This window comes from Clostridioides sp. LIBA-2809 (genome assembly GCF_056688965.1).
This window is the reverse complement of sequence record NZ_CP197004.1, coordinates 3,937,835-3,962,909: the sequence shown is the minus strand read 5'-3', so window position 1 is coordinate 3,962,909 and position 25,075 is coordinate 3,937,835. Positions and strand designations below refer to the sequence as shown.

Here is a 25,075-nt window from a genome sequence, read left to right as displayed (position 1 = left end):
ATAAAAGAGATTTTACTTTATAGAAATATTGAAGTTGTAAAAAGTGAATGACAATATTTAACTATTAATCTAGACTTAAGAAGTAGTTTATTTTAGGAGGATAAAATTAATGAAGATTTCTAATAAACATGAAAGTCAGTACTCATTTAGTTATAAAAATGATATGATAAATAAAGAAACTAGTGAAAAGATTATTAATAAAAATGCTAATACAGGAAAAGACAATTATTTATCTAATATCATGAGGCAAAAACAAGAACTTAATAATCGAATTAGAGATTTGAAAGAGAGACAAGAGATTTATACTAAAAAAATAAATGAGGCGATTAAGAACTTACCTAAGTCAGAAATAAGAGAAACAATTAATGACTTTTCTAATATAGAAATGAGTATAAAAAATAGTGATATAGAAGATGAAAATAAAAATACAATGTTAGATGAAAATTCGACTTATCTAGATATAAATGAGGAGAAAGAATCTTTAATAACTAAAGAGCTCAATGAAGAAATTAAAAATAAGAAATTAAATGATAAAGAATTAGAAGAACTAGAACAAAAAAAGACCGATAAAGAGGCTTATAATAACAATGATAAAGTATCTGAAGATTTGTCTTTATTAGGTAAAACTCGTGAAGAGCTTGAAGGCATGCTTAAAAATTTTATAAATATGACACAAGAAGAAATAAAGAAAATAGAGTCTAGAATAGAAAAATTAGATGAGGATGTTAAAGAATATAAACAAAATTCAAATACTAATATATTTAATAAAATAGATAAACAAAAAAGACATATAAATACATTGGTTTAAGCAGTATGTCTTAAAAAAGTAATTTTAATGTTGACCTTACATGGAAACTTGTCACAATGTCAGATGAGAAAAAACTCTATTTTTTATACAAATAAATACTGTAATTTATCAAGAAATTAAATAAAAATAAGCAAATACTTTGATAAATGATGATAATATTGATACTTATAACTATATAAATTTTAACTTTGGAGTTGGGACAAGTTATACAGAAGAACACTTAAAGGACTTAATAATTGATTGGATAAAAAATGTATTTACAAGCGTTGTGTAACAACTTGTAAACTATAATAAAAGCAAAAAATAGGTTTACTTATAATAAATGGAACAAATAATTTTAGCAATTTATTATAATATACTTTCAAAAGGATTACAATATGTGTAAATATTCTAGGAAAGGGAAACACATGTATATGAAACTTGATTTCAAAGCTATAGGGCAAAGACTATAATCTTATAAAATTTAAAGGTGTAAGATATGCGCTTTTAAATTTTATAAGATTATTTTAATATAATATAGATAAATATGGGTAGGAGAGAGTAAGAGATATGAAAGATGAAAATGTAAGTTATTTGGCATTAGGATTATGCTTTGGTGTTATTTTGGGTTTAGTATTTAAAAATCTCGCTATTGGTTTGTCCATGGGGTTAGTTATTGGAGTAGTATTAGATAATAACAAAAACAAAACTAAATAAAGTTTCTATAGTAGAGTATAGCTAAAAATAAGAATTTGTTTTGAGCTTTATAGTAAGATTAATCATAAGGAAAAATACAAAAGATACTTATTATAAAAAATTAATATTGAGCTAATATTAGATTTGATAAGAATCTTAAATGATATAGAGTAAAGAAAAGATATAAACTTAAATGTATGAGTATGTTAAATTGTAGTTGAACATAAGGATATTTTATGGTAAAATATCAATAATATTATTAGAAAAGGAGAGTTTTGCTTGATGTCGGAGTTATATATAATGGTAACCAACAAATAAATAGTTGGAGACATAGATATTCTGTTTAATCAGAATTTTTAAGTGTATTTTTGATACATTTAATTATTGTGTCTTACTCTGCCTTTATAGATAACTAACATATGACAACAAATAATAATATTATATATTACTTTGTTAAATTGTGGTGTAGTGGGCTTTAATCTGCTACACCTTTATTAATTTAACATAGTATTATTTTAAATATAATTATGTTGAAATAGAAAATATTAAATTTTCTAGTCCACAGGAGTTTTCTGTTTTTATGTAGGTAAATATATACTACATAAAAAGGCAGATATAAATACCTGTGGATTTTTTTTGTGAAAAATATAAGATATTGAGTCAATAAAAATGAGCATTATTGAACTTAGTGGAAAGTGTAAGATGTTTATCTTAAGGAGGATTTAAAAATGAATTATACAAATAGAAAACGAGCTTATTATCAGGATAATTCCTGTCTAGATAACTTTATTTGCAAAAAGTGTGGTTGCCTTGTAGTTCCTGAAGGTTCTGGGACACAACATAGAAATCATTGTCCACATTGTCTACATAGTCTTCATGTGGATATTATTCCTGGTGACCGTGCTGCGGATTGTGATGGTAATATGGAACCCATCGGAGTGTGGGTAAGAAAAAATGGAGAGTGGGCAATTATTCATCGTTGCATACGATGTGGTCATCTTAGTTCTAATAGAGTGGCAGCAGATGATAATCAAGTGAAATTGATGTCGATTGCACTAAAACCATTGGCACAACCACCTTTTCCACTGGAAAAAATCACTGAGAAATTAGAAAAGGAGGAAGAAAAATGAAAGATATAAAACAGATTGATTTACAGGAATATGGTCTAGATAACAGTTTTATAGCTCAGAGTATCGAATATAGTGGTCTGTATATTGCACGTATTGTATCACAGGAAAAGAACCTTTATCGTGCGATGTGTGAGAATGGTGAACTTTTTGCAGAGGTATCAGGAAAGTTGCGTTTTGAAGTTACTATACCATCTGACTTCCCAGCTGTTGGAGATTTTGTTATGTTAGACCGATGTACTGATAAAAATGGCAATGCTATTATTCATCATGTGCTTCGTAGAAAAAGCTTGTTCATACGTAAGTCTGCTGGAAAGACAAATGAGGAACAGGTAGTTGTAGCTAACATTGACATTGTTTTTCTATGTATGTCACTAAACAAGGATTTTAACATTCATCGATTAGAGAGGTATCTCTCTATGGCATGGGAAAGTGGGGCAATTCCGGTAATAGTACTCACTAAAGTGGACTTATGTGACAATTTATATCGCAAGTTACATGCAATTAATTCTGTAGCTTTGGGTGTAGATGTAGTTGTTACTTCTTCTATAGAACCAGATGGTTGGAAAGAGCTTTCTAAGTATATTAAATCAGGCTATACTATTGCTTTACTTGGTTCATCAGGAGTTGGAAAATCTTCATTAATTAATTGTATGTTGGGTGAAGAACTTCTAAATACGAAGGAAATTCGCATAGATGATGATAAAGGACGACATGCCACAACTAGACGAGAATTATTTTTAATATCAGGTGGTGGTATTGTTATTGATACACCAGGTATGCGACAGTTGGGAATGTGGCATGCTTTGGAGAGCTTAGATAAAAGTTTTGCAGATGTAGAAGTTTACTTCGGAAAATGTCGTTTCCGTAATTGTACTCATACTTCAGAGCCAGGTTGTGCTATTTGGGAAGCCATTGCAAATCAGGAACTTTCTCCTAAAAGGTGGGAAGCTTATCGTAAGCTAAAAACTGAAGCAATATTCGCAGATGATAAAAGCAACTATTTGGCGGAAAAAGAAAAGAAATTTAAAAATATTTCAAAGATAAATAAAAAATATTTTAAAAATAAATAAGATAATTAGGATATGAGTGCAATTGTTTTTATTCTACTCATTCTGTTTACTATGATATTAAGGAATTACCTATATTAGGATTTAAACAATAAAAACAGGAAAGGTTCTTTGTAGAGCCTTTTTTATGGATTTTTTAAGAAAAATTCTCTATAACAGTATCAATTTTAATTAAAAAATATAATCCTTTGACATCACTCTTGAAAATAGAATTATTAAAATATAATAGTCATCATATTGACTATATTTGAAGCTTATGATATTCTATAATAGTCAATATGATGACTATTATAAGTTAAAAATAGTTGGTTTATATAACTATATGTAAAGATATATTGCTATTTGTGCTTAGTAACTAAATGCATAGCGAAAAGAAGTTTCTATTAATTAAAAAATGAGGAGATATTATATGGATAATAAAATTATTAATGTTCAAAACTTAACCAAAACTTTTAATGAGAAAGAAGTTATTTATAGATGTAATATGACAGTTCCACAGGGAGTAATTTATGGTTTCTTAGGAGCAAACGGTGCAGGAAAAACAACAATTTTTAAACTTATAACAGGACTATTAAATCCAACTTATGGACAAATAAACATTCTTGGTTTAGATATTGAAACAAATCATAACAAAATATTGAAACAACTTGGATGTATGATTGAATCTCCTATTTTTTATGACAATCTTTCTGCTACAGAAAATTTAGAAATACACCTTAAATATATGGGTGCTATTGATGCTAATATTGAAAAAACATTAAATGATGTAGGACTTGTTAGTACAGGTAAAAAGCCTGTATCCCAATTTTCTCTTGGCATGAGACAACGATTAGGAATAGCTAGAGCAATTATTCATAAACCACGTATTTTAATACTTGATGAGCCAATAAATGGATTAGATCCAATGGGAATACGTGAAATGAGAGAACTTTTTATAAGACTTGTTCAAGAAGAGAATATGACTATTCTAATATCTAGCCATATTCTTAGTGAAATTGAGTATATGGCAGATATTATTGGTGTGATTGTAAATGGTAGTATTGTAGAAGAAATTAATTTAGCCTCTATTAAGGAAAAATTTCCAAATGGGCTTGAGGATTATTTTTTTAATATTATGAGTGGAGGAAATACTTATGTATAATTTAATGAAGTTAGAATTAAGGCGTACCAATGTTAAAATCTATCTAATAGCTGTGGCAGTCATTACTATGTGTAATTTCTGTATGCTATATATGTTTGCATATATGTCTATGACAGGTTCAGATGGGGAATTTTTTGGTTATATAGGGATACTATCTATTGTTAGTTCTATAAATATGGCATGTTTTTGTGTACTTAGTTCTGTCATGCATTCACGATTTATTATTGATGAATATATTGGCAAACGAGCTGTGTTACTATTTTCTTATCCAATTGAAAGAAAAAAGATGTTTTATTCTAAGTTCTTATTAGTAACTTTATTTACGGTTGGAGGAATGGTTTTGAGTAATTTACTTATGTTTGTTATATTTTTCTTAAGTGAATCAATTTTTCAAATTGTTAATGATAATCTCTCAATTAGTATAATAAGTAAGTCTATTTTTCTAACATTGCTGATGGCTATTATAGCAGGAGGATTTTCAGCAATAGCAATGTCAATTGGGTTCAAACGTAAATCTGTGCCAACAGCAATTGTAGTAGCAGTAATACTCTGTGCCTTAGTTACTAATATTTTTTCTCTTTCACCTTTTACAATGATACCAACAATTGTTACTACAGTGTTTTCAATAATAGTTTCGTCTATTAGCACTAAATCACTAGCTAATACAATAAATTATTTAGAAGCATAAGCAAAACGAGAGATTAGTTATATTAAAGTCAAATTGAAAAACTATTTATTACATTTGCTTTAAAAGGTAGACGTTAAAACAATCATAAATTTTATATAAGTATCCAAAATGGCATAGAATAAAAACATACCATTTTGGATTTTACTTTATATGTTTTAATATATTTAGAACTAAAACCAACTAAAACTTCCTTTATTATTTCTTTTTGAGTAATACAGAGCATAATCCGATTGTTTGTACAAAGATTGAAAAGTATCTGAGTTATTTTCAAATCTAGAGATACCTATAGAACAAGAATTGCTATTAGAACACAATTCTAAAACTTTTTTTGCTTTATTTTCAACATCTTCTTTCGATTGATTACTATATTCAAAGACAGCAAATTCATCTCCACCAAGTCTTCCAATAATAGCATCATTGACAAATACTTTAGTCAAAATTTTTGAAAAATGTATTAGTATCTCATCTCCTCGAATATGACCAAATATATCGTTTACCTGCTTAAAATTATCTAAATCAAAAATGTAAAAATACCCATGTGAAACAGTTTCAAGCATTTTTTTTATATGTACTTCAAAAAAATGTCGATTATATAGTCCAGTCATAAGGTCTTTTTCTGATTTTTGCTTAAATTCATTTGCCATTGCTAATGCTTCTTGTGCTTTTTCAGCTATTGTTTTAGGATAATACTCATCTTTCATTTGGTCAAAGTTTGGAATAGAATGATGCACATGAATAAGTCTAATTATATCATCTATAACTTTGTATACCATTGTAAAGCGAGTATCCATTTCTATATATACATCTTTTCCTAAATAATTTTTTTCTATTACCCAAAGAGTCCCATATACTATAAAAGTTTCATCTGTGACTTTGGTACATGAATACCATTCATCTATAATTTCAAAGTCTATCTGTTCTGATTCTTTTTGATCCTTTTTAAGATTTATAATAAATTCTTCTAATGTTTCATAAAATTCATGCTTTCCTGTTCCAATTAATGTAAGGTTATCCTCTAATAAGGAGATAATAAATTTAATACCTTCTTCTTCTGGATTTAAAACATAAATATGCCAAATCTTTTTTGATAAATCATTTAATCTTTTTTGTATCGTATTATTTTCCATACATTACCTCCTTAAGATTTGCAGTTTATAGTTTTAGTGTATTATAAATTAAACTATTATTACAATATTATAATATAGAACTAAATAAATTGCATTATGTGTAGAGAGAAGTATGTTTTTTATAATAAATTTATTATAGAAAAGTAATCAATTTTAATAGAAGCATTACATTTTAAAACTATAAAGAAAAATGGTAAATTAGATTTGAATTTAACTATGAAGAAATAAAATAAATCTAAATGCATTAGAGTTTTAATCTATACTTGAACATAAATAATCTTTATGATATGATGTCAATAATAATACTATGAAAGGAGTGCCTTGATGTCGGAGTTATATAATGGTAACCAACAATTAAATAGTTGGAGACACATATATTCTATATAATCAGAATTTTTAAGTGTATTTTTGATACATTTAATTTGTGTGTCTTATTCTGCCTTTATAGATAACTGACATATGACAACAGATAGTATTTGAAATATATATTACTTTGTTAAATTATGGTGTAGTAGGCTTTAATCTGCTACACTTTTATTAATTTTGCATAGTATTATTTTGATTATAATTATGTTGAAATAGAAAGTATTAACTTTTCTAGTCCACAGGAGTTTTCTGTTTTTGTGCTGGTCAATACATGCACAGAAAAAGGCAGATATACCTGTGGGCTTTTTTATATAAATTATGAAATATGGAGGTAGTTGAAATGAGTATAATTGAACTTAGGCAACTGACTAAATCTTATAAAAGATTTGAGAAAGAGCCAGGGCTTATGGGAAGTGTAAAATCTTTATTTAACAGGAAATACACAGAGAAAACAGCTATATCATCATTTGATTTAGAAGTAGAGGAAGGAGAATTTGTTGGATTAATAGGGCAAAACGGAGCTGGGAAAACTACTCTTGTTAAGATGTTAACTGGTATTATTGCACCATCTTCTGGAGATATATCTGTTATGGGTTATTATCCTAATAATTTGGAAAACAACTTTAAAAAACAGTACGCTGTTGTTATGGGACAAAAAAGTCAACTATTCTTTGAATTGACACCAGCAGATACATTTCTTTTATTTAAAGAGCTATATGATATATCTAATGAAGAATATAAAAGAAATTTAGATTACTTTATTGAATTATTTGAGGTATCAGACTATTTAAATGTACAAGTTAGAACACTTTCTTTAGGAGAGAGAATGAAGATGGAGCTAATAGTAGCTCTTCTTCATAATCCTAAAATATTGTTTTTGGATTAACCAACAATAGGTCTAGATGCTGTAGCACAAAAACAAATTAGATATTTTCTAAAGGAAGTGAATGAAACAAAGGGAACTACTATTATACTTACTTCTCATTATATGGAGGATATTAAGAGCTTATGTAGTAGAAGTATCGTTGTAGAAAATAGTCATAAAATATATGATGGTTCTACAGAAGAATTGTTTAATCATTTCCAAAAATATAAAAAAATAACAGTTAGTTTCGCTGATGAAACTGATATTAAATTTCCGAAAGATTGTAAAATCATTGAGCAAACAAAGCATAAGATATCAGTAGTTATGCCAAAAGAAAGAGGAAATGAAACTGTTAAATGGATTTTTGATAATTATGATGTCAAGGATATGATAATTGAAGAAGAAGATATAGGTAATATTGTAGAGAGAATATATAAGAAAGGAAGTGAGGAATATCGTGAGCAACTATAATCAGGTATATTCTAGTCATTCAATGTTTTATAAATTTAAACAAAATATACGAAGATATTATGAAGTAGCCAAAATTAATTTCAAAGTACAACTTATCTGGAGATTTGATGTAGTAGTTAATATGATGTTTACTATTATAAAAATTTTATTTGCTTATATCTTATGGAAAGCAGTTTTTGGTGAAAATGAAATAGTTTCTGGCTTTACATTTAATTCAATGTTGTCTTATTACATAATAAGCTCATTTTTATCAGGTATTGATATGTCAAAGAGTACTAGTGAAGAGATATGTAATCGTGTAAAATTAGGTACATTTTCAAAATATATGATTATTCCAATTAATGTTCAAAATTATTTTATTGCTAAAAATTTTGGAATGACATGTTTCTATTTTGTATTTAATATGATTTCTGCTTTTGTATGGATTTTCATATTTAAGTTGGATTTTGCTTTTACATCTAATCCAGTTCAAATATTTATTTCAATTTTAATGATTTTTTTAGGGCTTGTTTTTATGATGCAACTTCATTTCTTTATTGGAATTTTGTCGTTTAAATTTCTTGAGATTGGATTTTTTAGAATGATAATTGAAAATATCTCTGAATTTGTTACAGGAACAATGATACCACTAATACTTTTGCCAGAAGTTGTAGTATCAGTTATGAAGATATTTCCATTTTATTATACAGCTTATTTACCATCTATGTTACTAATAGATAGAAACAGCAGTGAGGCAACACAAGGATTGATTATTATAGCATTATGGGTTTTATTTTTTTTTATAGTGAATAAAATCATATATAAAAGAATGAGAACATTATTTGATGGGGCGGGGATATAATGAAAAAAAATTTCAAAATAATATTTATGTTACTAAAGATGAAATTATCAAAGATGATGGTATTTAGATTTGATTTTTTTGGAGCATTTTTTGTAGATAGTTCATTATTTATATTACAATTATTAATGTTTAATGGTATATATTCTCATATAGACTCAATAGGGGGTTGGCAACATGGAGAAATGCTAATATTTATAGGAACTTTTTCATTAATAAATGCAATAAATATGACGATTTTCTTTTTTGGTATTTATGATATTCCAAGAAAAATTCAAGAAGGAGAATTAGATTACTATATTACAAAACCAATAGACCCACTATTTAGATTGACATTTGAAAATATTAATATTGGTTCGTCCCCATTAATTTTAGCAAGTATACTTATAGTTTTATATGGGGTATCTGAATTAAATCCAAAGATAATTTATATCACAATAATAATGTATATCTGCATGGTACTATTGATGACATTGCTTTTTTATGATGTAGCGATTATACTTCGAACAGTTTCATTTTTTGTTATATCTTCTTCTGCTATAATGAGATTAGAAGATAATTTATTACCAATGAACATGAAAATTCCTGGTGTAATATATGAAGGTGTTTTTAAATTATTATTCTATTTAATTTTACCATATGGAATTATGTCAACAATTCCAACTCAAATTTTGGCTGGTACAATAACAATGAATGGATTGATATATTCAATCTTAATTGTATTCTTGTTTACAGTGTTTATGTGGAGATTTTGGAAGTTAGGTATGAGGCATTATAAAAGTGCAAGTAGTTAACAATTTTACTGCTTTGAGGTGATGAGAATTAAAAATATAGCAAATATTATTACTATACTTAGAATTATTTTATCAATAGTATTACTTAAAACAGAAGTATTCTCTAATTTATTTTTTATAATCTATATTGTTTGTGGATTAAGTGACTTTTTAGATGGATATATAGCTAGAAAAATGAATCTAACAAGTGAATTTGGCTCAAGGCTTGATAGCATAGCAGATATATGTTTTGTAATCTCCACATCTGTTATTATGCTTCCCATAATAAATATACCAAAGTATATAGTGTTATGGATAGTAGTAATTGCTATCATTCGTATTACATCAATAATTATAGTAATTTATAAATACAATACATTTTTTATATTACACACATATGGAAATAAAATATCTGGATTTATGCTGTTCTGTTTCCCTTTATTTTATAATCTGGTTAACATAAGTTTGTTTACTAGTATGATTTGTGTTGTAGCAAGTATCTCGGCTATTGAAGAAGTAATGATACATATATTTTCTAAAGAGTTGAAAAAAGATACTATGTGAATGTTTATAAGTAAACACGTTTCATGTGATACTAAACAATAAAAACAAGTGTTAGTGATTAAAATCATAAAATGCTTGGAGTAAAGGTTAAGAAGTTATTTTTAGATATTATGATAACGTATAATAGCAAGATTAATTAAAAATCTATTCAAGCAATTAGATATAATCTTTATGGAGAAAGGGGGTCTTTTAATGTCTAATAGATTGGATATAATTTTAGATATAAGTAATGTACAAGAGAATGAATTGAATGAGTGATATATCTTATTCAGAAAATCGAAAGCAAGATAATCTTCATGCGCAGAATAATTTACTTGCACAAAGGTTTAATTTGTTTTCTCTATTAAAATTTGCATTTCCCACTATTTTTATGATGATTTTTATGGGGCTATATACAATTGTTGATACTATATTCGTTTCAAGATTTGTTAATACAAATGCTTTATCAGCAATTAATATTGTATGTCCCATTATTAATATTATCGTTGGACTTGGAACTATGTTTGCTACTGGGGGGAGTGCTATAGTAGCTCGTAAGATGGGGAATGGTGAGACTGATGAAGCAAAGAAAGTTTTTACTTTAATCGTATTATCTGGAGTTGTACTTGGGATGATAATTACTGGCATTGGGATTGTATTTATGGATTATATTATTATATGGTTAGGAGCAAGTGAGATTTTGATTAAATATTGTCGCTCGTATCTTTTTATTATTTTGATTTTTGCTTCTGCTAATATATTACAAGTATTATTTCAAAGTCTATTTGTGACAACTGGGAAACCAAAGTTTGGGTTATGGTTAGTGATAGGTGCAGGGTGCACTAATATAATTTTAGATTATGTGTTTATTGTTCCATTACAAATGGGTATTGGTGGAGCAGCACTTGCAACTGGTATAGGATATTTAATTCCTGCTATTGCAGGGTTAGTTTTCTTTTCAAAAAGTAACGGGATACTTAGATTTTGTATACCTAAAGTAGATAAGAAAGTATTGTTTGAGACTTGTTTTAATGGCTCATCTGAAATGGTGAGTCAATTATCAACAGCAGTTACCACTTTTTTATTTAATATTATAATGATGAAGTTGATTGGTGAAGATGGAGTTGCAGCTATTACAATAATTATTTATTCTCAGTTCCTTTTAACTTCAATTTATATTGGCTTTTCAATGGGAGTTGCTCCAATAATAAGTTATAATTATGGAAGTAGAAATAATGTACAGTTAAAGTACATTTTTAAAATTTGTATATTATTTATCTCAGTAGCTTCTTTAGTGGTATTTGTTTTTTCTATGATATGTTCACCAAGTATAGTAGAGATTTTTTCTCAAAGAGGAAGCAATGTTTATAAGGTCACAAGGTCTGGATTTTATATATTTTCTTTTAGCTTTATTTTTTGTGGATTCAATATTTTTACATCATCTATGTTTACAGCACTATCAAATGGAAAAATATCTGCAATACTATCTTTTTTACGCACATTTGGTTTTATATCTATAGGTTTGCTGATATTACCAAATATATTGGATATATATGGTATATGGCTAGCGGTACCAATTGCTGAGCTATTAACCTTATTTTTAACAGTTAGTTTTATATATAAATATAAGAATAAGTATAACTATATATAATAACAATTATAGTTAACATATATCTTTTTTAACTGTGTATCATTTAGTCCATAAATAACGATTTTTCCGTTATTTATGGGCTTTTATTGTATTTCTTCTTTTGAATTTATTCCTTTATGGCAAGTCTGTTCTTAACAACATTACAATTTTAATTTTTTTTTAATATTTTGTTATTCATATATTGCATAATCAAATCAGCACCAAATTCATTACTACCTGTACTTCTAATTTCTTTTAACCAAGAATCAGTCATTAACTCAACACCGTTTGACACTTTTCTAGTCCATCTGTAACATATCCATTTAAAACAGAATATGCTTAATCTTCAGCCAGAGTTAATAAATTCTTTCATCAGAATTTCATTAGGAGCTGGTGCAGTAATAATCCTAACAACAGGCTTATTGAACTTTTATGCTATATGCTTCCCTAAAAAGAAAAGATATTCATAAATAATTAAGTCAAATTTATGGGCTACTTTTATAGATGATTGATAGACATTTTTTATTAGTAGATAGAGCCTGAAGACATTACATTAGTTTTTTTAGTGGTTGATTTTATCTATTAGGAATGTTACTATTAGTAATATAAAAGGAGAGTAAGTAAAATGGATAAAATTATTTTAGGATTACTTATGTTTAAGAAGCTAACAATTTATGAGATAAGAAACATCATAGAAATAAATTTCACTTCAATGTGTAGCAATAGTATGGGAAGCATTCAAGCTGCAATAAAAAAATTACTTGAAAAGAAAATGATAGTATATGAAGAAATTATTGAAAATAGTGTAAATAAGAAATTTTATGTATTAACTGATGAAGGGAAATTATGTTTTTTAAAATGGGTACAGACTGCTATGATCTCAGGTAAAATGAAGGATATGGAATTAAGTAAACTATTTTTTATGGGTTTTGTGCCAACGAAAAAAAGATTATCATTAATAGAATCTTATCTTGTAGACCTCAAAAAAGAAAGAGAGCAGTTAGAGAATATCAAAAAACAAGACATCAATATTGTAAAATTACAGTTCATTACTTGTATAGAAGAAAACCAAGCACAGTTTAATCACTTTTCACAATACACTGAACCCTCTGACATGCAAAGAGATATTCAAGATATAATTGATTTTGAATTATTGACTTTACAGTTTGGGATTGATAGGACAAATTTTGAAATAGAATGGTTTGAGAACTTAAAGAAAAAACTAATTAATGAATGTTCAAAGAATGGTCATAATCAAGAAAAAGGGGGTAGCTAGTGTGAAAAGAATTGTAATCATAACTGGAGCTAATTCAGGAATAGGGAAGGCAGCAGCATTTAAGTTTGCATCAGAAGGTTATAGGGTCATAATGGCATGTCGAAATATTAAGACTAGTGAAGCAGTGCATGAAGAACTTATTGATAGGACTAAAAATACTAATATAGATTTGCTTCAACTTGATATTTCATCAAAACAATCAATTTATAGTTTTTGTGAGATGTATAAGAATAAATATGGTGTTCTAGATATTTTAATTCATAATGCTGGACATTTCAGACATGGAGAAAAAAGATTTCAAAAAAGTATTGATGGTGTGGAACTAACTTTTGCTACCAATCTATTTGGGCCAGTTCTCATGACTGAGTTATTATTGGATGTACTTGCTAAATCAAATAATCCTAAAATTCTAAATGTTTGTAGCACAAATATAAAACATTTTTTTGATGAAAGAAGAAAAATTAATTTTGGAGTTTTAAGTGGGGAAGCCATAGAGGATAAACAATATAATTCATATCAAATTTATGGGGATTCTAAAATGGCTTTACTTATGGCTACAACTATGATGAAACAAAAATACAAGCCTTATAATATAAGTGTAAATGCAATTATGGTTCCAGCAACAAAAATGAGTAAAGAAACAATTAATAAGTTTAATTCTTATTGGAAAACACTTGCATTTTTACAAAACCTTATTATACTAGAGCCAGAAACTATTGGAAAGGCTTACTTTTCAATTTGTACCTCTAATGTTTATACAGGTATTACTGGAAAACTAATAAATCATCGAGGTCAAATTGTTAAAATGGCTGATGATTCAATATCATTTATAAAAATTATTACAAGCAAAGAGGTTTATCCGCCTTATGTCAATAATAAAGAGGCAATAGATAAGGTGTGGGCTGTATGCAAACAGTATATCGAAAATGCTAAGTGTAGTTTGCTATCATAATATATATAATTAACGAAATTATTACATAAACAATATAATTTCATTAATATTGAAATTGTTAAAACGAGAGAGTGTCTTTGCTAATTCTGATAAGTTTTTATTTTACTGCTTAAATTAATATGAGAAAAGTTATGATTAATTAGAATTTAATTTATAATTGATATATACTTGATTTTATTTAATTATTTGAATATACTTTAAGCAGAACATAGAGAGCGATAGAATTAAATAGAAAAAAATAACTCTTTATAGGAGCGATTTTAATATGGAGACATACTTTAATAAAAAAATATTACTTGTTGATGATGAGAAAGATATAATAAATCTAATTGAAGAAGTTTTGATAAAGGATGGTTTTAAAAATATTGTTAAAGCTTATAATGGTTTAGATGCTATTTCTTTGTGTAAGACAGAATGTCCAGATGTCATTATTCTTGACATAATGTTACCAGATGTAGATGGAATAGAAGTGTGTAAAAAAATTAGAGAGTTCTCATACTGCTCAATTCTTTTTCTTTCATCAAAAGATGATGATATTGACAAAATACTTGGTCTTAGTAGTGGTGGGGATGATTATATAACGAAGCCATTTAGTCCAAGAGAGGTTGTCTTTCGAGTTAAAGCTCAATTGCGTAGACAACAGTACCAAAGCATTATACCATCGGATGATGTAGTTATTAAGTTAGGTAATATTACTATTGACACAGGAGGATGTCGTGTATATAAAAATGGAGATGAAATTGAGTTAACTGGAAGAGAATATCAACTTTTAAGTTACATGGCTCAAAATGTAAATAAAATTATAGGAAAAGAAAGACTTTATGAACAAGTGTGGGGTGTATATAGCAGTATCTGTGATAATACAATTATGGTACATATACGACATATAAGAGAAAAAATTGAAGATAATCCTTCAAATCCTAAAGTACTTATAACAGTTAAAGGTCTAGGATATAAACTTGTGAATAGAGTTGATTAGAACAAATTTTAATATTAATAGGCACTCCTAAACAAGTGCCTATTAATATTTGTATCTTAGCAATAGACTTTATACTCTTGTAGACATTTATTCTTTAAAGTTTCCTAGCAATGAAACTTTAACTAAAATATTAATACATGTATTGAAGTACTAATTAAACAATATATCATATAACATATAAATTTATATTAATTGTTTTTCTATATTAAATACCTTATCAATCCAACCTTTATAAAATTTTTCTTCATGAGAGACTAGTATGATACTTCCTTTAAACTGTTTTAAAGCACTTTGTAAAGCATCCTTTGTTTCAGCATCAAAATGGTTAGTTGGTTCATCTAGAATCAAAAAATTGCAAGGAGATAACATCATACAACATAATTTAACCTTAGATTGTTCACCACCACTCAAAGTAGACACACTCCTTGAAACATGCTCTTCCTTTACACCACATCTGGCTAGATGACGTCTAATCTCTTTTGTATTAAATTTTGGATACTTATCTGCCACTATTTGAAGGGGTGTCTTAGTAGGATTTTCCCATTTTAAATCTTGTTCATAATAACCAATTTTAACTTGCTCTGAAAACTGAAAACTTCCAGAGATACAAGGAATATCTTTAACTAATGTCTTTAATAAAGTTGACTTACCAATTCCATTAAATCCAGTTATAACTATTTTTTGACCTCCATCAACAGAGAAATTTAACTTTGGAAGTAAAGAATAGTAGTAGCCCACCTCAAGATTAGTTACTGTAAGTGCATTCTGAGCAGATATTTCAGTCTCTGAAAATTGAATATTTGGTTTTCCTACAAAACTAGGAGGAGCTATTCTTTCTATTTTATCCAATTGTTTTTGTCTTCCTCTTGCAATTTTCGAATTAACTCCAGCTTTATTTTTACGTATAAATATCTCTTCTTTTTCTATTTTCTTTTGTTGTGCATGATATCTTCGAATATAATCTTCTCTTAAGTGTGATTTTTGCTTAAGGAACTCTGAATATTTTCCATGATATTTCTTAATCATTCCAAACTCTATATCAAGAATACCTGTAGAAATTTTTTCTAGAAAATCAAAATCGTGAGAAACCACAATAAATGCACCACTAAATGTGCTTAAATAGTTAGCAAGCCATTCAACATGTTCTTTATCTAAAAAGTTTGTTGGCTCATCTAATAATAAAACTTCATGATTAGAAAGTAGTAATTTTGCTAAGATTACTTTTGCCCTTTGTCCACCACTAAGTTCTCCAACAACACGATTCATTCCTATTGAATCTAATCCAAGACCAGTTGCTATTCTGTTCACTTCATTGTCTATAGAATAGAAGTTGTTTGCTATTAATAATTCTTGATACTCTGATGCTTTAATTAGTTGTTGCTCATTTCCAGATAGAGCACTTTCTTGGTATAGCAAGTTCATCTCCTTTTCTATTTTATAAAGTTCTTCAAAGGCAGTGTGTAAATAGAGGGATATTGTTGTATCTCTATTAATTTCTGCATATTGGTCTAAATGACCTATTTTGATACTAGTTTGCCACTTGATTTCTCCTTCATCTGGAACAACTTCTCCTAATAAAATTTTAATTAAGGTACTTTTACCTACACCATTTTGACCAACTATACCAATATGTTCACCTTTGAATAAATCAAAGTTAGCTTTTTCATACAGTGACTTATCCATAAAACCTTGTGATAAATTAGTTACTTTTAATAAACTCATAATTCAAACTCCTTTTCTTTTATTAAAAAATTTATGAAAATAAAAAAAGCAGAGGAAAGGCATTTTAAAATGCCGACCTCTGCTTTTGGAAAAACAAAAGGTCATAGACAAGCATTGTTGTCTATGACCAGAAAATCTATATATCTATCGGCAAATAGGCGATTTTAAATAAGCATAGCAGAAAAACTATACTATCCAACCTATATTTGCCGATGAAGATAGAAAGCTCTAAGCTTCCAGATTAACCTCTACACAACGCTTCATCGTATACATTTGTGTAGAGTTAAGTTTTCTAACAAGTTTAACTAATTTTATATAAATCATAATTATTCACATCCTAATCTTAATAGTAATTCTAGTTTATTTATATTTAAATTGTACTTTGTACTTTTGATATTATCTTATTTATTTAAAATATATTTTGCTAATTATAGCTTAAATCATGTTATCATAATACGTGATTATAGTCAACAAAAAAAGTTATTTTTATATAGTCACCTTGATAGCATAATAAATTAAAGTTTATATTATTAAGATGAAGGATAGTATTAATTATAATAATTCTCCATATTTTTTTATAAATATCTTTTTTAATAGAGTTACCAAGACCATATAAGATAAAATAGTAAAAATCAATCCAATAAAGTATATACTTGGAAGTGGCATCATACCAATAGCATGACCAAGGGATGTATAGGGTATAACAGTACCAATAACAATTCCCATTGTTGTAAAAAGAGTTAATTTCCATGAAGCTCGACTTTTAATAAATGGGATGTGTGGAGTTCTTATCATATGAATAACCAATGTTTGAGACCATAAAGATTCTATAAACCATCCAGCATGAAATAGAGATATAAATCCAAGCTGACCTGTAGTATCTAAGCTATGAAAACTTCCACCAAATACACTTGGGCATACTATAAAATACATTAGTATATATGTTGTAATATCAAATACTGAACTAGTTGGACCAATCCAAGTCATGAATTTGCTTATAGATGATGAATCCCATTTTCTTGGAACTTTTAGATAATCATCATCCACATTATCCCATGGAATAGTTATACATGAAATATCATAAATTAAGTTTAGTATTAAGATTTGAATTGGTAGCATTGGTAAAAATGGTAAGAATGCACTTGCTATTAATACAGAGAACATATTACCAAAATTAGAACTTGCAGTCATCTTTATATATTTTATAATATTTGCATATGTTTTTCGTCCTTCAATGGCACCTTGTTCTAGTACCATAAGGTCTTTTTCAAGTAGTATAATATTTGCACATTCTTTAGCTATATCAACCGCTGTATCTACGGATATGCCAACATCAGATTCCTTCATAGCAGCAGCATCATTTATGCCATCACCCATAAATCCAACGATATGTCCATTTCTACGAAGAGATGCAACTATACGAGATTTTTGTTCTGGAGAAAGTTTTGCAAATATACTTGTATTTTCTACTATTTTATCAAGATTTTTATCATCCATGTTTTCTATGTCTGAACCAAGTAAGATATTTTCGATTTTAATGCCTACTTGTTTGCAAATATACTTTGTTACTGCATCATTGTCACCAGTTAGAACCTTTATATCAACTCCATTTTTAAGTAGAGCTTTTACTGCATTAGATGTACTTTCCTTTGGTGGGTCAAGGAATGCAAGGTAACCTATTAAAACCATGTTACTTTCGTCAGAAACTGAAAATTCATCTACAGGAGAAGGGTTATTTTTCTGTGCAATTCCCAAAACTCTCATACCCTTATCGTTGTATTTAGAAACTATTGTAATAATTTCTTTACGTATTTCATCTGTTATCAACTGAATCTCACCTTTATACTCAACATGAGTACAAATTGACAACATCTCTTCAATAGCACCTTTTGTAATAAGCTGAGTTTTTCCAAATTTATTTTTAACTACTACACTCATTCTTCTTCTATTAAAATCAAATGGGATTTCATCAACTTTTGTATAATCTATCCAAAGCTCTTGCATACCATTATCATTTGCATGGTCAATAATAGCTATGTCCATAAGATTTTTAAGCCCTGTCTGATGATAACTATTTAAAAATGCATGGCGAAGGATTCGTTTATCTTCTTTTCCATGAATATCAAGAGAATACTCTAAAACTACTTTATCTTTAGTTAAAGTTCCAGTCTTGTCAGTACAAAGTATGTCCATAGCACCAAAATTTTGTATAGAGCCTAAATCTTTAACAATAACTTTCTTCTTTGACATAGCAACGGCACCTTTAGCAAGATTTGCAGATACTAACATTGGCAACATCTCTGGTGTAAGTCCAACTGCTATTGAAAGTGCGAACAAAAATGCTTCCATCCAATCACCTTTTGTAAAACCATTTACAAAGAGAACTATTGGAACCATAACAAACATAAATCTTATAAGTAGCCATGAAACTGAGTTAACACCCTTTTCAAAACCTGTTATAGTTTTATTGTTTGTTATTTGCTGAGCCATAGAACCGAATACAGTACAATCACCTACTGAAATAACAATAGCTATGGCTGAGCCACTAATTATGTTACTACCCATAAATGCAATATTATCTAAATCAAGTATATTATTGCTAGCTCCTTTGTAGACATCAGAAAATTTTTCTATTGGCTCACTTTCTCCTGTAAGAGAAGATTGACTAACGAATAAGTCTTTACATTGTAATATACGTACATCAGCTGGAATCATATCACCAGCGGCAATATGGATAATATCTCCTACAACAATATCACTTAGTGGTATTTCTATTAATCCTTTAGAATCACGCATAACTGATATAGTAGTATTTACCATATCACTTAGGGCTTGTGCTGCTTTCCCAGAACGAGATTCTTGAATAAATTGTAGTAATCCACTTATAGCTACCATTGTCAATACGATAATGACTGTAGTTACATTTTTATCAGCTGGCTTTGCTAAAATAACATCTGTGACAAAAGAAATTATAGCTAAAATAAAGAGTACAATGGTAAATGGGTTTACAAAAGCTTTTACAAACTTTTTTATCATTGAATTACCAGATTTTTGAGTGATTTCGTTATTACCATACTTGTCTCTCATTATATTAACCATTTTTTCAGAGTAACCATTATAAGAATTTTTATATTCATTTAATAAAATATAGTCTTTCATTATAGCTGAATCAAGTATACGTTCTTTTGAAGTTGAATTATATATAGTTTGTGTAATAAGTTTTTTATTTAATTTTTTTATCATGTCTGAGACCTCCTTAAATAGTTATCTATTTCTTGAAAATAAGGAAGTAAAGACATAAGTCTGTGACGAAAAACATCACTAGTTTTAAGTTTATTAAAAATAGGCAGAAGAAATAAGACGTACAAAATAGTACAATTCTTCAAATAAGTGACTACTTCGCTCAACAGAGCTTATGTTATTACTACTTCCTGCGTCCATTCTTCTCACCTCCAAAATTCAAAATATATAAATCTAAAATAAACATTAAAAAATCCCTTATCAAAGCATAAACAATGACAAGGGAATTAAACCTACAATAAAAACAACCAAGGTATAGAAAACCTAAGTATATTTATAATACAGTAAAAAATGTTTAATCATCGTTCAAGCTTTAACTTCATAGGGCGATGAAATTGCATTAGATTATGCCTTGGAATCGACATAAACTGTTGACCTTCTCATAGTGTCTCCACTATTTTGCGGCAGCAACCCGTATCCCTATGGTAGCCTCACCTACCGAGATATTTAATTTCTATGAGATTATAATATATAAAAAAATATTTGTCAACATATAAAAAACTATATATAGTCAATATATTATATTACTTTGTCAAACTTATTGTTCTAAATCTTGTATTTGTATAATTACAAATATTTTTAATGTATGTTTTTTTTTATTAAAATTGTATAACAATTCATTTCTAATAAAATCGTATAATCTATAAAAGCAATTAAGGCTATTAGCTTTATAATTTTAATATAGCATGTACTATTTTTATGAAATATTACAACCTGTAGAAGCAGTTGAATACTATTGTTGAATTTTAAAGTATGTGCTAAGATACATATATAATTGTTAGAAACAAAATAAATATAAATTTTATATATGAAAGTATACATTTAAAGTAATAAGTAAGGATATATGTTTATTTATGATTATATAAATAGGTATATTTTGAATATAATATCATTAGTAACATAATGTAAATAAGTATTGTTATTAAAATAATCGCAAGCAATTTCAACAAAAACTTTTTATAAAGGGGGGAATTAGATTTGTGTCAATTAAAAGAATTGCTTTTATAATTTCTTTAATTATCTGTATAATATTTGTGTATCTCCCAATACAAACAATTGCTACATCAGAAAAGCGTGTTGTAAAGGTAGGTTTTTTTGAGTTTGAAGGGTATCATGAGTATAATGAAACTGGGGATAGAAGTGGGTATGGATATGAGTATCTTCATGAGATTGCAAAGCATACTGGCTGGACATATGAATATGTATCTGGTACATGGGAAGAATGTCAAGCTATGTTAGAAAATGGTCAGATTGATTTGCTTACATCTGCACAATATACAAAAGAACGTGCAGAAAAATTTGATTTCTCAGAATTGCCTTTGGGAAGCAGTTATGCACGCATTACAGTAAAACATGGAAATTCAAAATATTTACCAAATGATTATAAAAATTTTGATGGAATAGTGATTGGATTACTTGAAAGTAATAGTAGAAATGAAAGCTTAAAAAAATTTGCATACGAAAAAGAATTTAATTACACATCTAAATATTTCAAAAATCAAAAAGAGTTAGAAAGTGCATTAAAAAATGGAAAAGTGGATGCTATATTAACTAGTAGCCTAAGAACTGCTAAAGATGAAAATGTAATTGCTCAGTTTTCTCCATCTCCATTTTATTGTATTGTAAAAAAAGGTAATGCTCAATTGTTAGAAGAAATTAATAATGCTCTAGAAGACATAGAAATGGATAATCCTGCATATAAGTTTAATTTATATAGTAAGTATTATCAATCTAGTAATCAAAATGAGTTTATCCTTTCTAAAGAAGAACATAATTATTTAAAAAGAAATGATAGTATACGTTTAGTTAGTATGCCAGAATCATATCCATTATCATACTTAGACAACGGAAATTTTAATGGTATAATATCAGATATGTTTAGTTTAATTGTTAAGGACCTTGGTTTGAAGATAGACTATATAGAAACCAATTCATATAAAGAATCAATTAATATGTTAAAAGAAGGAAAAGCAGATGTTATATGTTTTTTTAATTCTGATTATGGATGGGCAGAACAGAATGGAATAAAAATTACATCTCCTTATATGGAATTGAACTACAGTGCAATAACTAAGAACTATAGGAATACTAAGTTTAATAATATTGCTGTTGTTGACAGTGATAAGTTTAATGATGAGTATATCAAAAAACGTTATAAAAAATCTAATGTTAAAAGTTATAAATCTGAAAAAATGGCTATAAATGCAGTAGAAAGAGGCGATGCAGATGTAGCGTTTATAAATACATATTCTGCTGAAAACTATATACAAAAGGATTATAATAATTTAAAAGCAACCTTAGTTACTGATTATAAAACCAATATATCTCTAGGGGTTAGCCAAGATATAAATCCAGTATTATATTCTATTTTGGATAAAAGAATAAATTCACTTAATAAGGATGAGTGCTCTGAAATTATTGCAAAGTATACAATGTTTCAAAATTATGAAACTAGCTTATCTCAATTTGTTCATCAGCATCCAGTTCAGACAGTTTTAGTTTCTTTTTGCTTTTTCTTAATTATAATAGCTGCTCTTTCTTATATAATTGCAATTAACAGAAGACATTCAATACATATTTTTGATTTAGCATTTAAAGATACAATTACTGGAATTTGGAATTACAATGGATTTGAAAAAGAAACAACAAAAATTTTGGAAAAACATAAAGGAAAGTTTTATGCACTGGTTGCTTTTGACATAAAAAAATTTGCTATAATAAATGAAAATTATGGTAGAGATTCTGGAAATATAATCATAAAAGAAATTGTTTCAGTCCTAAAAAGGATTATCGGAGATACAGCCTTATTGGCCCATGTAAAAGCAGACCATTTCCTTTTTCTTTTACCATACGAGTTTAAAAAAGATTTGGAACTAACCCTTAACTGTATAAATGAAAATATCTCATATTTTGAAGTTAAAGGTTTTAGTATTAAAGTTAAGCCCAACTTTGGAGTATATAATATTGAAACTGAGAATATTGCTGTTACAAAGGCTATTGATTATGCTGAAATTGCTAGAAGAAAAGCAAAGGAAGGCAAGCTATCTATTGTATATTTTGATGATTCACTTAGAGAAAATCTTAAAAAAGAAAAAGAGATTGTTGACAGAGTAGATTATGCATTAGAAAACAAGGAGTTCCAAGTTTATTATCAACCTAAATTTGATATGAGAACAAATGAAATTATTGGAGCAGAAGCACTTGTAAGATGGAATCATAAAGAACTTGGCTTTATGAATCCAGCAGAATTTATTCCTATACTTGAGAAGAGTGGTGGTATTATAGAAGTTGATTTTTTTGTGTTGGATGAAGTATGTAAATTGACTCGTTTTTGGATGGATTCTGGAATTAAACCAATTTCAATTTCTGTAAATCAATCAAGAGCACATTTTCAGAGAAAAGATTATATAAATAGATTGCAAGAGTTGCTTGTTAAATATAATATACCTAGAAACATAATTGAACTTGAAATAACTGAAAGTTTGTTTGAAAATGATAGTATATCAAATGATATGATAAAAAAGATTAAGGAACTTGGATTTTTTATTTCTGTTGATGACTTTGGGTCAGGTTACTCTTCTTTAAATCTTCTTAACCAAGTTTCTGTAGATATTCTAAAAATAGATAAATCTCTATTAGATAATTCTAAAGGTGAAGGTAAGATTATAAGTAAAGTAGTTGAGATGGCAAATGACTTGGGTCTAGAAGTAATTTGTGAAGGTGTTGAAAATATGGAACAGGCGGAATTTTTAATGAGTATTAATTGTTATTATGCACAAGGTTATTTATATGCTAAACCTATGCCAAAGGATATGTTTGTTCAAAAAGTGGAGAAGTCTAAAGATATATAGAAATTGTATAAATATTTAAGTTGTTATAATAGTATATTAAAGATTACAATAAATAAAATATTTATGTATGATATCTAAAAATGAATGAAAATTAAATATATAGTAAAGGCACTTTATAAATTATGAAGTGTCTTTTATTGTTGTAAAAATAAGTAGTGTATTACGAATAACAAAAAGAATAACATTAATTAAATCTTAGATAATCTTAGGTATAATGTATGATTTACTTTGAAAAAACTAAAATTTTAAGGTGAAATAATATAATTATATTAAATTTTATTGAAATAATTAAAATTATTTACTTAATATAACTTATTAGTTAGAATTATACTAAATAATTAAGGAGGTGAGTAGCGATAGATGAGATAGATTTAAAAATAATTAATTCTCTAAAGAAGAATAGTAGAGCCTCAACTTCTGAAATAAGCAGGCAAGTCAATTTATCAATACCAGCAGTATCAGAACGAATAAAGAAAATTGAGCAATCAAATATAATTCAAAAGTATACTATCCAAATCAATCGAGAAAAAACAAAATACAAACTTTTAGCTTTTATATTTATCAATACTGATTTATCTGAAAGTATGGAAGATTTTAAGCAAACTATATTGGAACATGAGACTGTATTGGAGTGTCATCATATTTCAGGAGAGTATGATTATTTGATAAAAGTATTAGCAGAAGATACAAATGACCTTGAAGAATTCATATCTGTGACATTAAAAAGAATCAAGGGAATTCAGAAAGCTAATACAACTATTGTTCTATCTACAATTAAAGAAGAAATTAATACATGTAAAAATATTTTTAAAATAGATTAATAGTTAAATGTTAATTACCTTATCTATATTTATTTTAACTAAATTTTAGGAG

Annotated in this window: 22 protein-coding genes, 1 pseudogene and 1 riboswitch; of the genes and pseudogenes, 19 read left to right on the top strand and 4 right to left on the bottom strand. The window is 27.5% G+C overall.

Translation table 11 applies throughout. The features are described from left to right. Positions 1 to 109 precede the first annotated feature (109 nt). The 7 genes from ACTG44_RS18675 to ACTG44_RS18645 all read left to right on the top strand — a co-directional run bounded on the left by ACTG44_RS18675 (position 110) and on the right by ACTG44_RS18645 (position 5,509). The gene (locus ACTG44_RS18675; RefSeq protein WP_021386334.1) at positions 110 to 808 is read left to right on the top strand and encodes a V-type ATP synthase subunit I domain-containing protein; all 699 of its coding nucleotides are present in this window, start codon (positions 110 to 112) and stop codon (positions 806 to 808) included. Positions 809 to 947: 139 nt separating this feature from the next. Then, positions 948 to 1,082, top strand: coding sequence for a hypothetical protein (locus tag ACTG44_RS18670; protein ID WP_479917660.1), 135 nt, complete (start codon positions 948 to 950; stop codon positions 1,080 to 1,082). Between the two features lie 275 nt (positions 1,083 to 1,357). After that, positions 1,358 to 1,504, top strand: coding sequence for a glycine zipper domain-containing protein (locus ACTG44_RS18665; RefSeq protein WP_021386309.1), 147 nt, complete (start codon positions 1,358 to 1,360; stop codon positions 1,502 to 1,504). Between the two features lie 707 nt (positions 1,505 to 2,211). After that, entirely contained in the window at positions 2,212 to 2,613 is a 402-nt protein-coding gene (locus ACTG44_RS18660) for an RNHCP domain-containing protein (protein WP_021386311.1), read from the top strand. After that, positions 2,610 to 3,683, top strand: coding sequence for a ribosome small subunit-dependent GTPase A (gene rsgA / locus ACTG44_RS18655; RefSeq protein ID WP_479921014.1), 1,074 nt, complete (start codon positions 2,610 to 2,612; stop codon positions 3,681 to 3,683). Before ACTG44_RS18660 ends, rsgA begins: the two co-directional genes overlap by 4 nt. Before the next feature lie 406 nt (positions 3,684 to 4,089). Continuing rightward, positions 4,090 to 4,821, top strand: a complete 732-nt coding sequence (locus tag ACTG44_RS18650) for an ABC transporter ATP-binding protein (protein WP_479921013.1) — start codon at positions 4,090 to 4,092, stop codon at positions 4,819 to 4,821. Next, complete coding sequence (locus ACTG44_RS18645) at positions 4,814 to 5,509, top strand: ABC transporter permease (RefSeq protein WP_021386314.1); 696 nt, start codon at positions 4,814 to 4,816, stop codon at positions 5,507 to 5,509. The genes ACTG44_RS18650 and ACTG44_RS18645 overlap by 8 nt, the downstream gene beginning before the upstream one ends. Positions 5,510 to 5,679: 170 nt before the next feature. Here the strand turns inward: ACTG44_RS18645 and ACTG44_RS18640 are convergent, their stop codons facing one another. Beyond that, complete coding sequence (locus ACTG44_RS18640) at positions 5,680 to 6,636, bottom strand: GGDEF domain-containing protein (protein WP_479917658.1); 957 nt, start codon at positions 6,634 to 6,636, stop codon at positions 5,680 to 5,682. Positions 6,637 to 7,342: 706 nt separating this feature from the next. Here ACTG44_RS18640 and ACTG44_RS18635 point away from each other — a divergent pair. The 6 genes from ACTG44_RS18635 to ACTG44_RS18610 all read left to right on the top strand — a co-directional run bounded on the left by ACTG44_RS18635 (position 7,343) and on the right by ACTG44_RS18610 (position 12,143). Beyond that, positions 7,343 to 7,888, top strand: coding sequence for an ATP-binding cassette domain-containing protein (locus ACTG44_RS18635; RefSeq protein ID WP_479921012.1), 546 nt, complete (start codon positions 7,343 to 7,345; stop codon positions 7,886 to 7,888). Positions 7,889 to 7,945: 57 nt separating this feature from the next. After that, positions 7,946 to 8,338: a hypothetical protein gene (locus ACTG44_RS18630; protein WP_479921011.1), complete on the top strand. Its 393-nt coding sequence runs from the start codon at positions 7,946 to 7,948 to the stop codon at positions 8,336 to 8,338. A gap of 22 nt (positions 8,339 to 8,360) precedes the next feature. Further along, a complete protein-coding gene (locus ACTG44_RS18625) occupies positions 8,361 to 9,179 on the top strand; it encodes an ABC transporter permease (protein ID WP_021386329.1) in 819 nt (272 codons plus the stop codon). After that, complete coding sequence (locus ACTG44_RS18620) at positions 9,179 to 9,970, top strand: ABC transporter permease (protein WP_479921010.1); 792 nt, start codon at positions 9,179 to 9,181, stop codon at positions 9,968 to 9,970. Before ACTG44_RS18625 ends, ACTG44_RS18620 begins: the two co-directional genes overlap by 1 nt. Before the next feature lie 21 nt (positions 9,971 to 9,991). After that, on the top strand, positions 9,992 to 10,513 hold the full coding sequence (locus tag ACTG44_RS18615; protein WP_479921009.1) for a CDP-alcohol phosphatidyltransferase family protein: 522 nt from the start codon (positions 9,992 to 9,994) through the stop codon (positions 10,511 to 10,513). Positions 10,514 to 10,763: 250 nt separating this feature from the next. Next, a complete protein-coding gene (locus tag ACTG44_RS18610) occupies positions 10,764 to 12,143 on the top strand; it encodes an MATE family efflux transporter (protein ID WP_479921008.1) in 1,380 nt (459 codons plus the stop codon). A gap of 148 nt (positions 12,144 to 12,291) precedes the next feature. Here the strand turns inward: ACTG44_RS18610 and ACTG44_RS18605 are convergent, their stop codons facing one another. Beyond that, positions 12,292 to 12,417, bottom strand: coding sequence for a hypothetical protein (locus tag ACTG44_RS18605; protein WP_021386290.1), 126 nt, complete (start codon positions 12,415 to 12,417; stop codon positions 12,292 to 12,294). A 330-nt stretch (positions 12,418 to 12,747) separates the two neighbouring features. Between ACTG44_RS18605 and ACTG44_RS18600 the strand changes: the two genes are divergently transcribed. The 3 genes from ACTG44_RS18600 to ACTG44_RS18590 all read left to right on the top strand — a co-directional run bounded on the left by ACTG44_RS18600 (position 12,748) and on the right by ACTG44_RS18590 (position 15,329). Then, a complete protein-coding gene (locus tag ACTG44_RS18600) occupies positions 12,748 to 13,398 on the top strand; it encodes a PadR family transcriptional regulator (RefSeq protein ID WP_021386291.1) in 651 nt (216 codons plus the stop codon). 1 nt (position 13,399) lies between these two features. After that, entirely contained in the window at positions 13,400 to 14,350 is a 951-nt protein-coding gene (locus tag ACTG44_RS18595; RefSeq protein ID WP_021386283.1) for an SDR family NAD(P)-dependent oxidoreductase, read from the top strand. Positions 14,351 to 14,615: 265 nt separating this feature from the next. After that, complete coding sequence (locus ACTG44_RS18590) at positions 14,616 to 15,329, top strand: response regulator transcription factor (protein ID WP_479921007.1); 714 nt, start codon at positions 14,616 to 14,618, stop codon at positions 15,327 to 15,329. A 183-nt stretch (positions 15,330 to 15,512) separates the two neighbouring features. Here the strand turns inward: ACTG44_RS18590 and ACTG44_RS18585 are convergent, their stop codons facing one another. Together ACTG44_RS18585 and mgtA are read right to left on the bottom strand one after the other, a co-directional pair. After that, the gene (locus ACTG44_RS18585) at positions 15,513 to 17,051 is read right to left on the bottom strand and encodes an ABC-F family ATP-binding cassette domain-containing protein (RefSeq protein ID WP_021386288.1); all 1,539 of its coding nucleotides are present in this window, start codon (positions 17,049 to 17,051) and stop codon (positions 15,513 to 15,515) included. A 552-nt stretch (positions 17,052 to 17,603) separates the two neighbouring features. After that, a complete protein-coding gene (gene mgtA / locus ACTG44_RS18580) occupies positions 17,604 to 20,294 on the bottom strand; it encodes a magnesium-translocating P-type ATPase (RefSeq protein ID WP_021386297.1) in 2,691 nt (896 codons plus the stop codon). A 348-nt stretch (positions 20,295 to 20,642) separates the two neighbouring features. After that, positions 20,643 to 20,801: riboswitch (M-box (ykoK) riboswitch) on the bottom strand. Between the two features lie 530 nt (positions 20,802 to 21,331). On the opposite strand from mgtA, the gene ACTG44_RS18575 reads away from it, so the two are divergent. The 3 genes and pseudogenes from ACTG44_RS18575 to ACTG44_RS18565 all read left to right on the top strand — a co-directional run bounded on the left by ACTG44_RS18575 (position 21,332) and on the right by ACTG44_RS18565 (position 25,023). Then, the gene (locus tag ACTG44_RS18575; protein ID WP_479921006.1) at positions 21,332 to 24,202 is read left to right on the top strand and encodes an EAL domain-containing protein; all 2,871 of its coding nucleotides are present in this window, start codon (positions 21,332 to 21,334) and stop codon (positions 24,200 to 24,202) included. 356 nt (positions 24,203 to 24,558) lie between these two features. Then, a pseudogene (locus ACTG44_RS18570) lies at positions 24,559 to 24,693 on the top strand (Lrp/AsnC family transcriptional regulator); the annotation flags it as partial. Continuing rightward, positions 24,694 to 25,023, top strand: coding sequence for an Lrp/AsnC family transcriptional regulator (locus ACTG44_RS18565; RefSeq protein ID WP_479918808.1), 330 nt, complete (start codon positions 24,694 to 24,696; stop codon positions 25,021 to 25,023). Positions 25,024 to 25,075 lie beyond the last annotated feature (52 nt).

Bases quoted from the DNA above. Each gene is read 5' to 3' on its own strand.
- ACTG44_RS18675 (WP_021386334.1), top strand. From the start codon at position 110: ATGAAGATTTCTAATAAACATGAAAGTCAGTACTCATTTAGTTATAAA.
- ACTG44_RS18665 (WP_021386309.1), top strand. From the start codon at position 1,358: ATGAAAGATGAAAATGTAAGTTATTTGGCATTAGGATTATGCTTTGGT.
- ACTG44_RS18660 (WP_021386311.1), top strand. From the start codon at position 2,212: ATGAATTATACAAATAGAAAACGAGCTTATTATCAGGATAATTCCTGT.
- rsgA (WP_479921014.1), top strand. From the start codon at position 2,610: ATGAAAGATATAAAACAGATTGATTTACAGGAATATGGTCTAGATAAC.
- ACTG44_RS18650 (WP_479921013.1), top strand. From the start codon at position 4,090: ATGGATAATAAAATTATTAATGTTCAAAACTTAACCAAAACTTTTAAT.
- ACTG44_RS18645 (WP_021386314.1), top strand. From the start codon at position 4,814: ATGTATAATTTAATGAAGTTAGAATTAAGGCGTACCAATGTTAAAATC.
- ACTG44_RS18640 (WP_479917658.1), bottom strand. From the start codon at position 6,636: ATGGAAAATAATACGATACAAAAAAGATTAAATGATTTATCAAAAAAG.
- ACTG44_RS18635 (WP_479921012.1), top strand. From the start codon at position 7,343: ATGAGTATAATTGAACTTAGGCAACTGACTAAATCTTATAAAAGATTT.
- ACTG44_RS18625 (WP_021386329.1), top strand. From the start codon at position 8,361: ATGTTTTATAAATTTAAACAAAATATACGAAGATATTATGAAGTAGCC.
- ACTG44_RS18620 (WP_479921010.1), top strand. From the start codon at position 9,179: ATGAAAAAAAATTTCAAAATAATATTTATGTTACTAAAGATGAAATTA.
- ACTG44_RS18615 (WP_479921009.1), top strand. From the start codon at position 9,992: ATGAGAATTAAAAATATAGCAAATATTATTACTATACTTAGAATTATT.
- ACTG44_RS18610 (WP_479921008.1), top strand. From the start codon at position 10,764: ATGAGTGATATATCTTATTCAGAAAATCGAAAGCAAGATAATCTTCAT.
- ACTG44_RS18600 (WP_021386291.1), top strand. From the start codon at position 12,748: ATGGATAAAATTATTTTAGGATTACTTATGTTTAAGAAGCTAACAATT.
- ACTG44_RS18590 (WP_479921007.1), top strand. From the start codon at position 14,616: ATGGAGACATACTTTAATAAAAAAATATTACTTGTTGATGATGAGAAA.
- ACTG44_RS18585 (WP_021386288.1), bottom strand. From the start codon at position 17,051: ATGAGTTTATTAAAAGTAACTAATTTATCACAAGGTTTTATGGATAAG.
- mgtA (WP_021386297.1), bottom strand. From the start codon at position 20,294: ATGATAAAAAAATTAAATAAAAAACTTATTACACAAACTATATATAAT.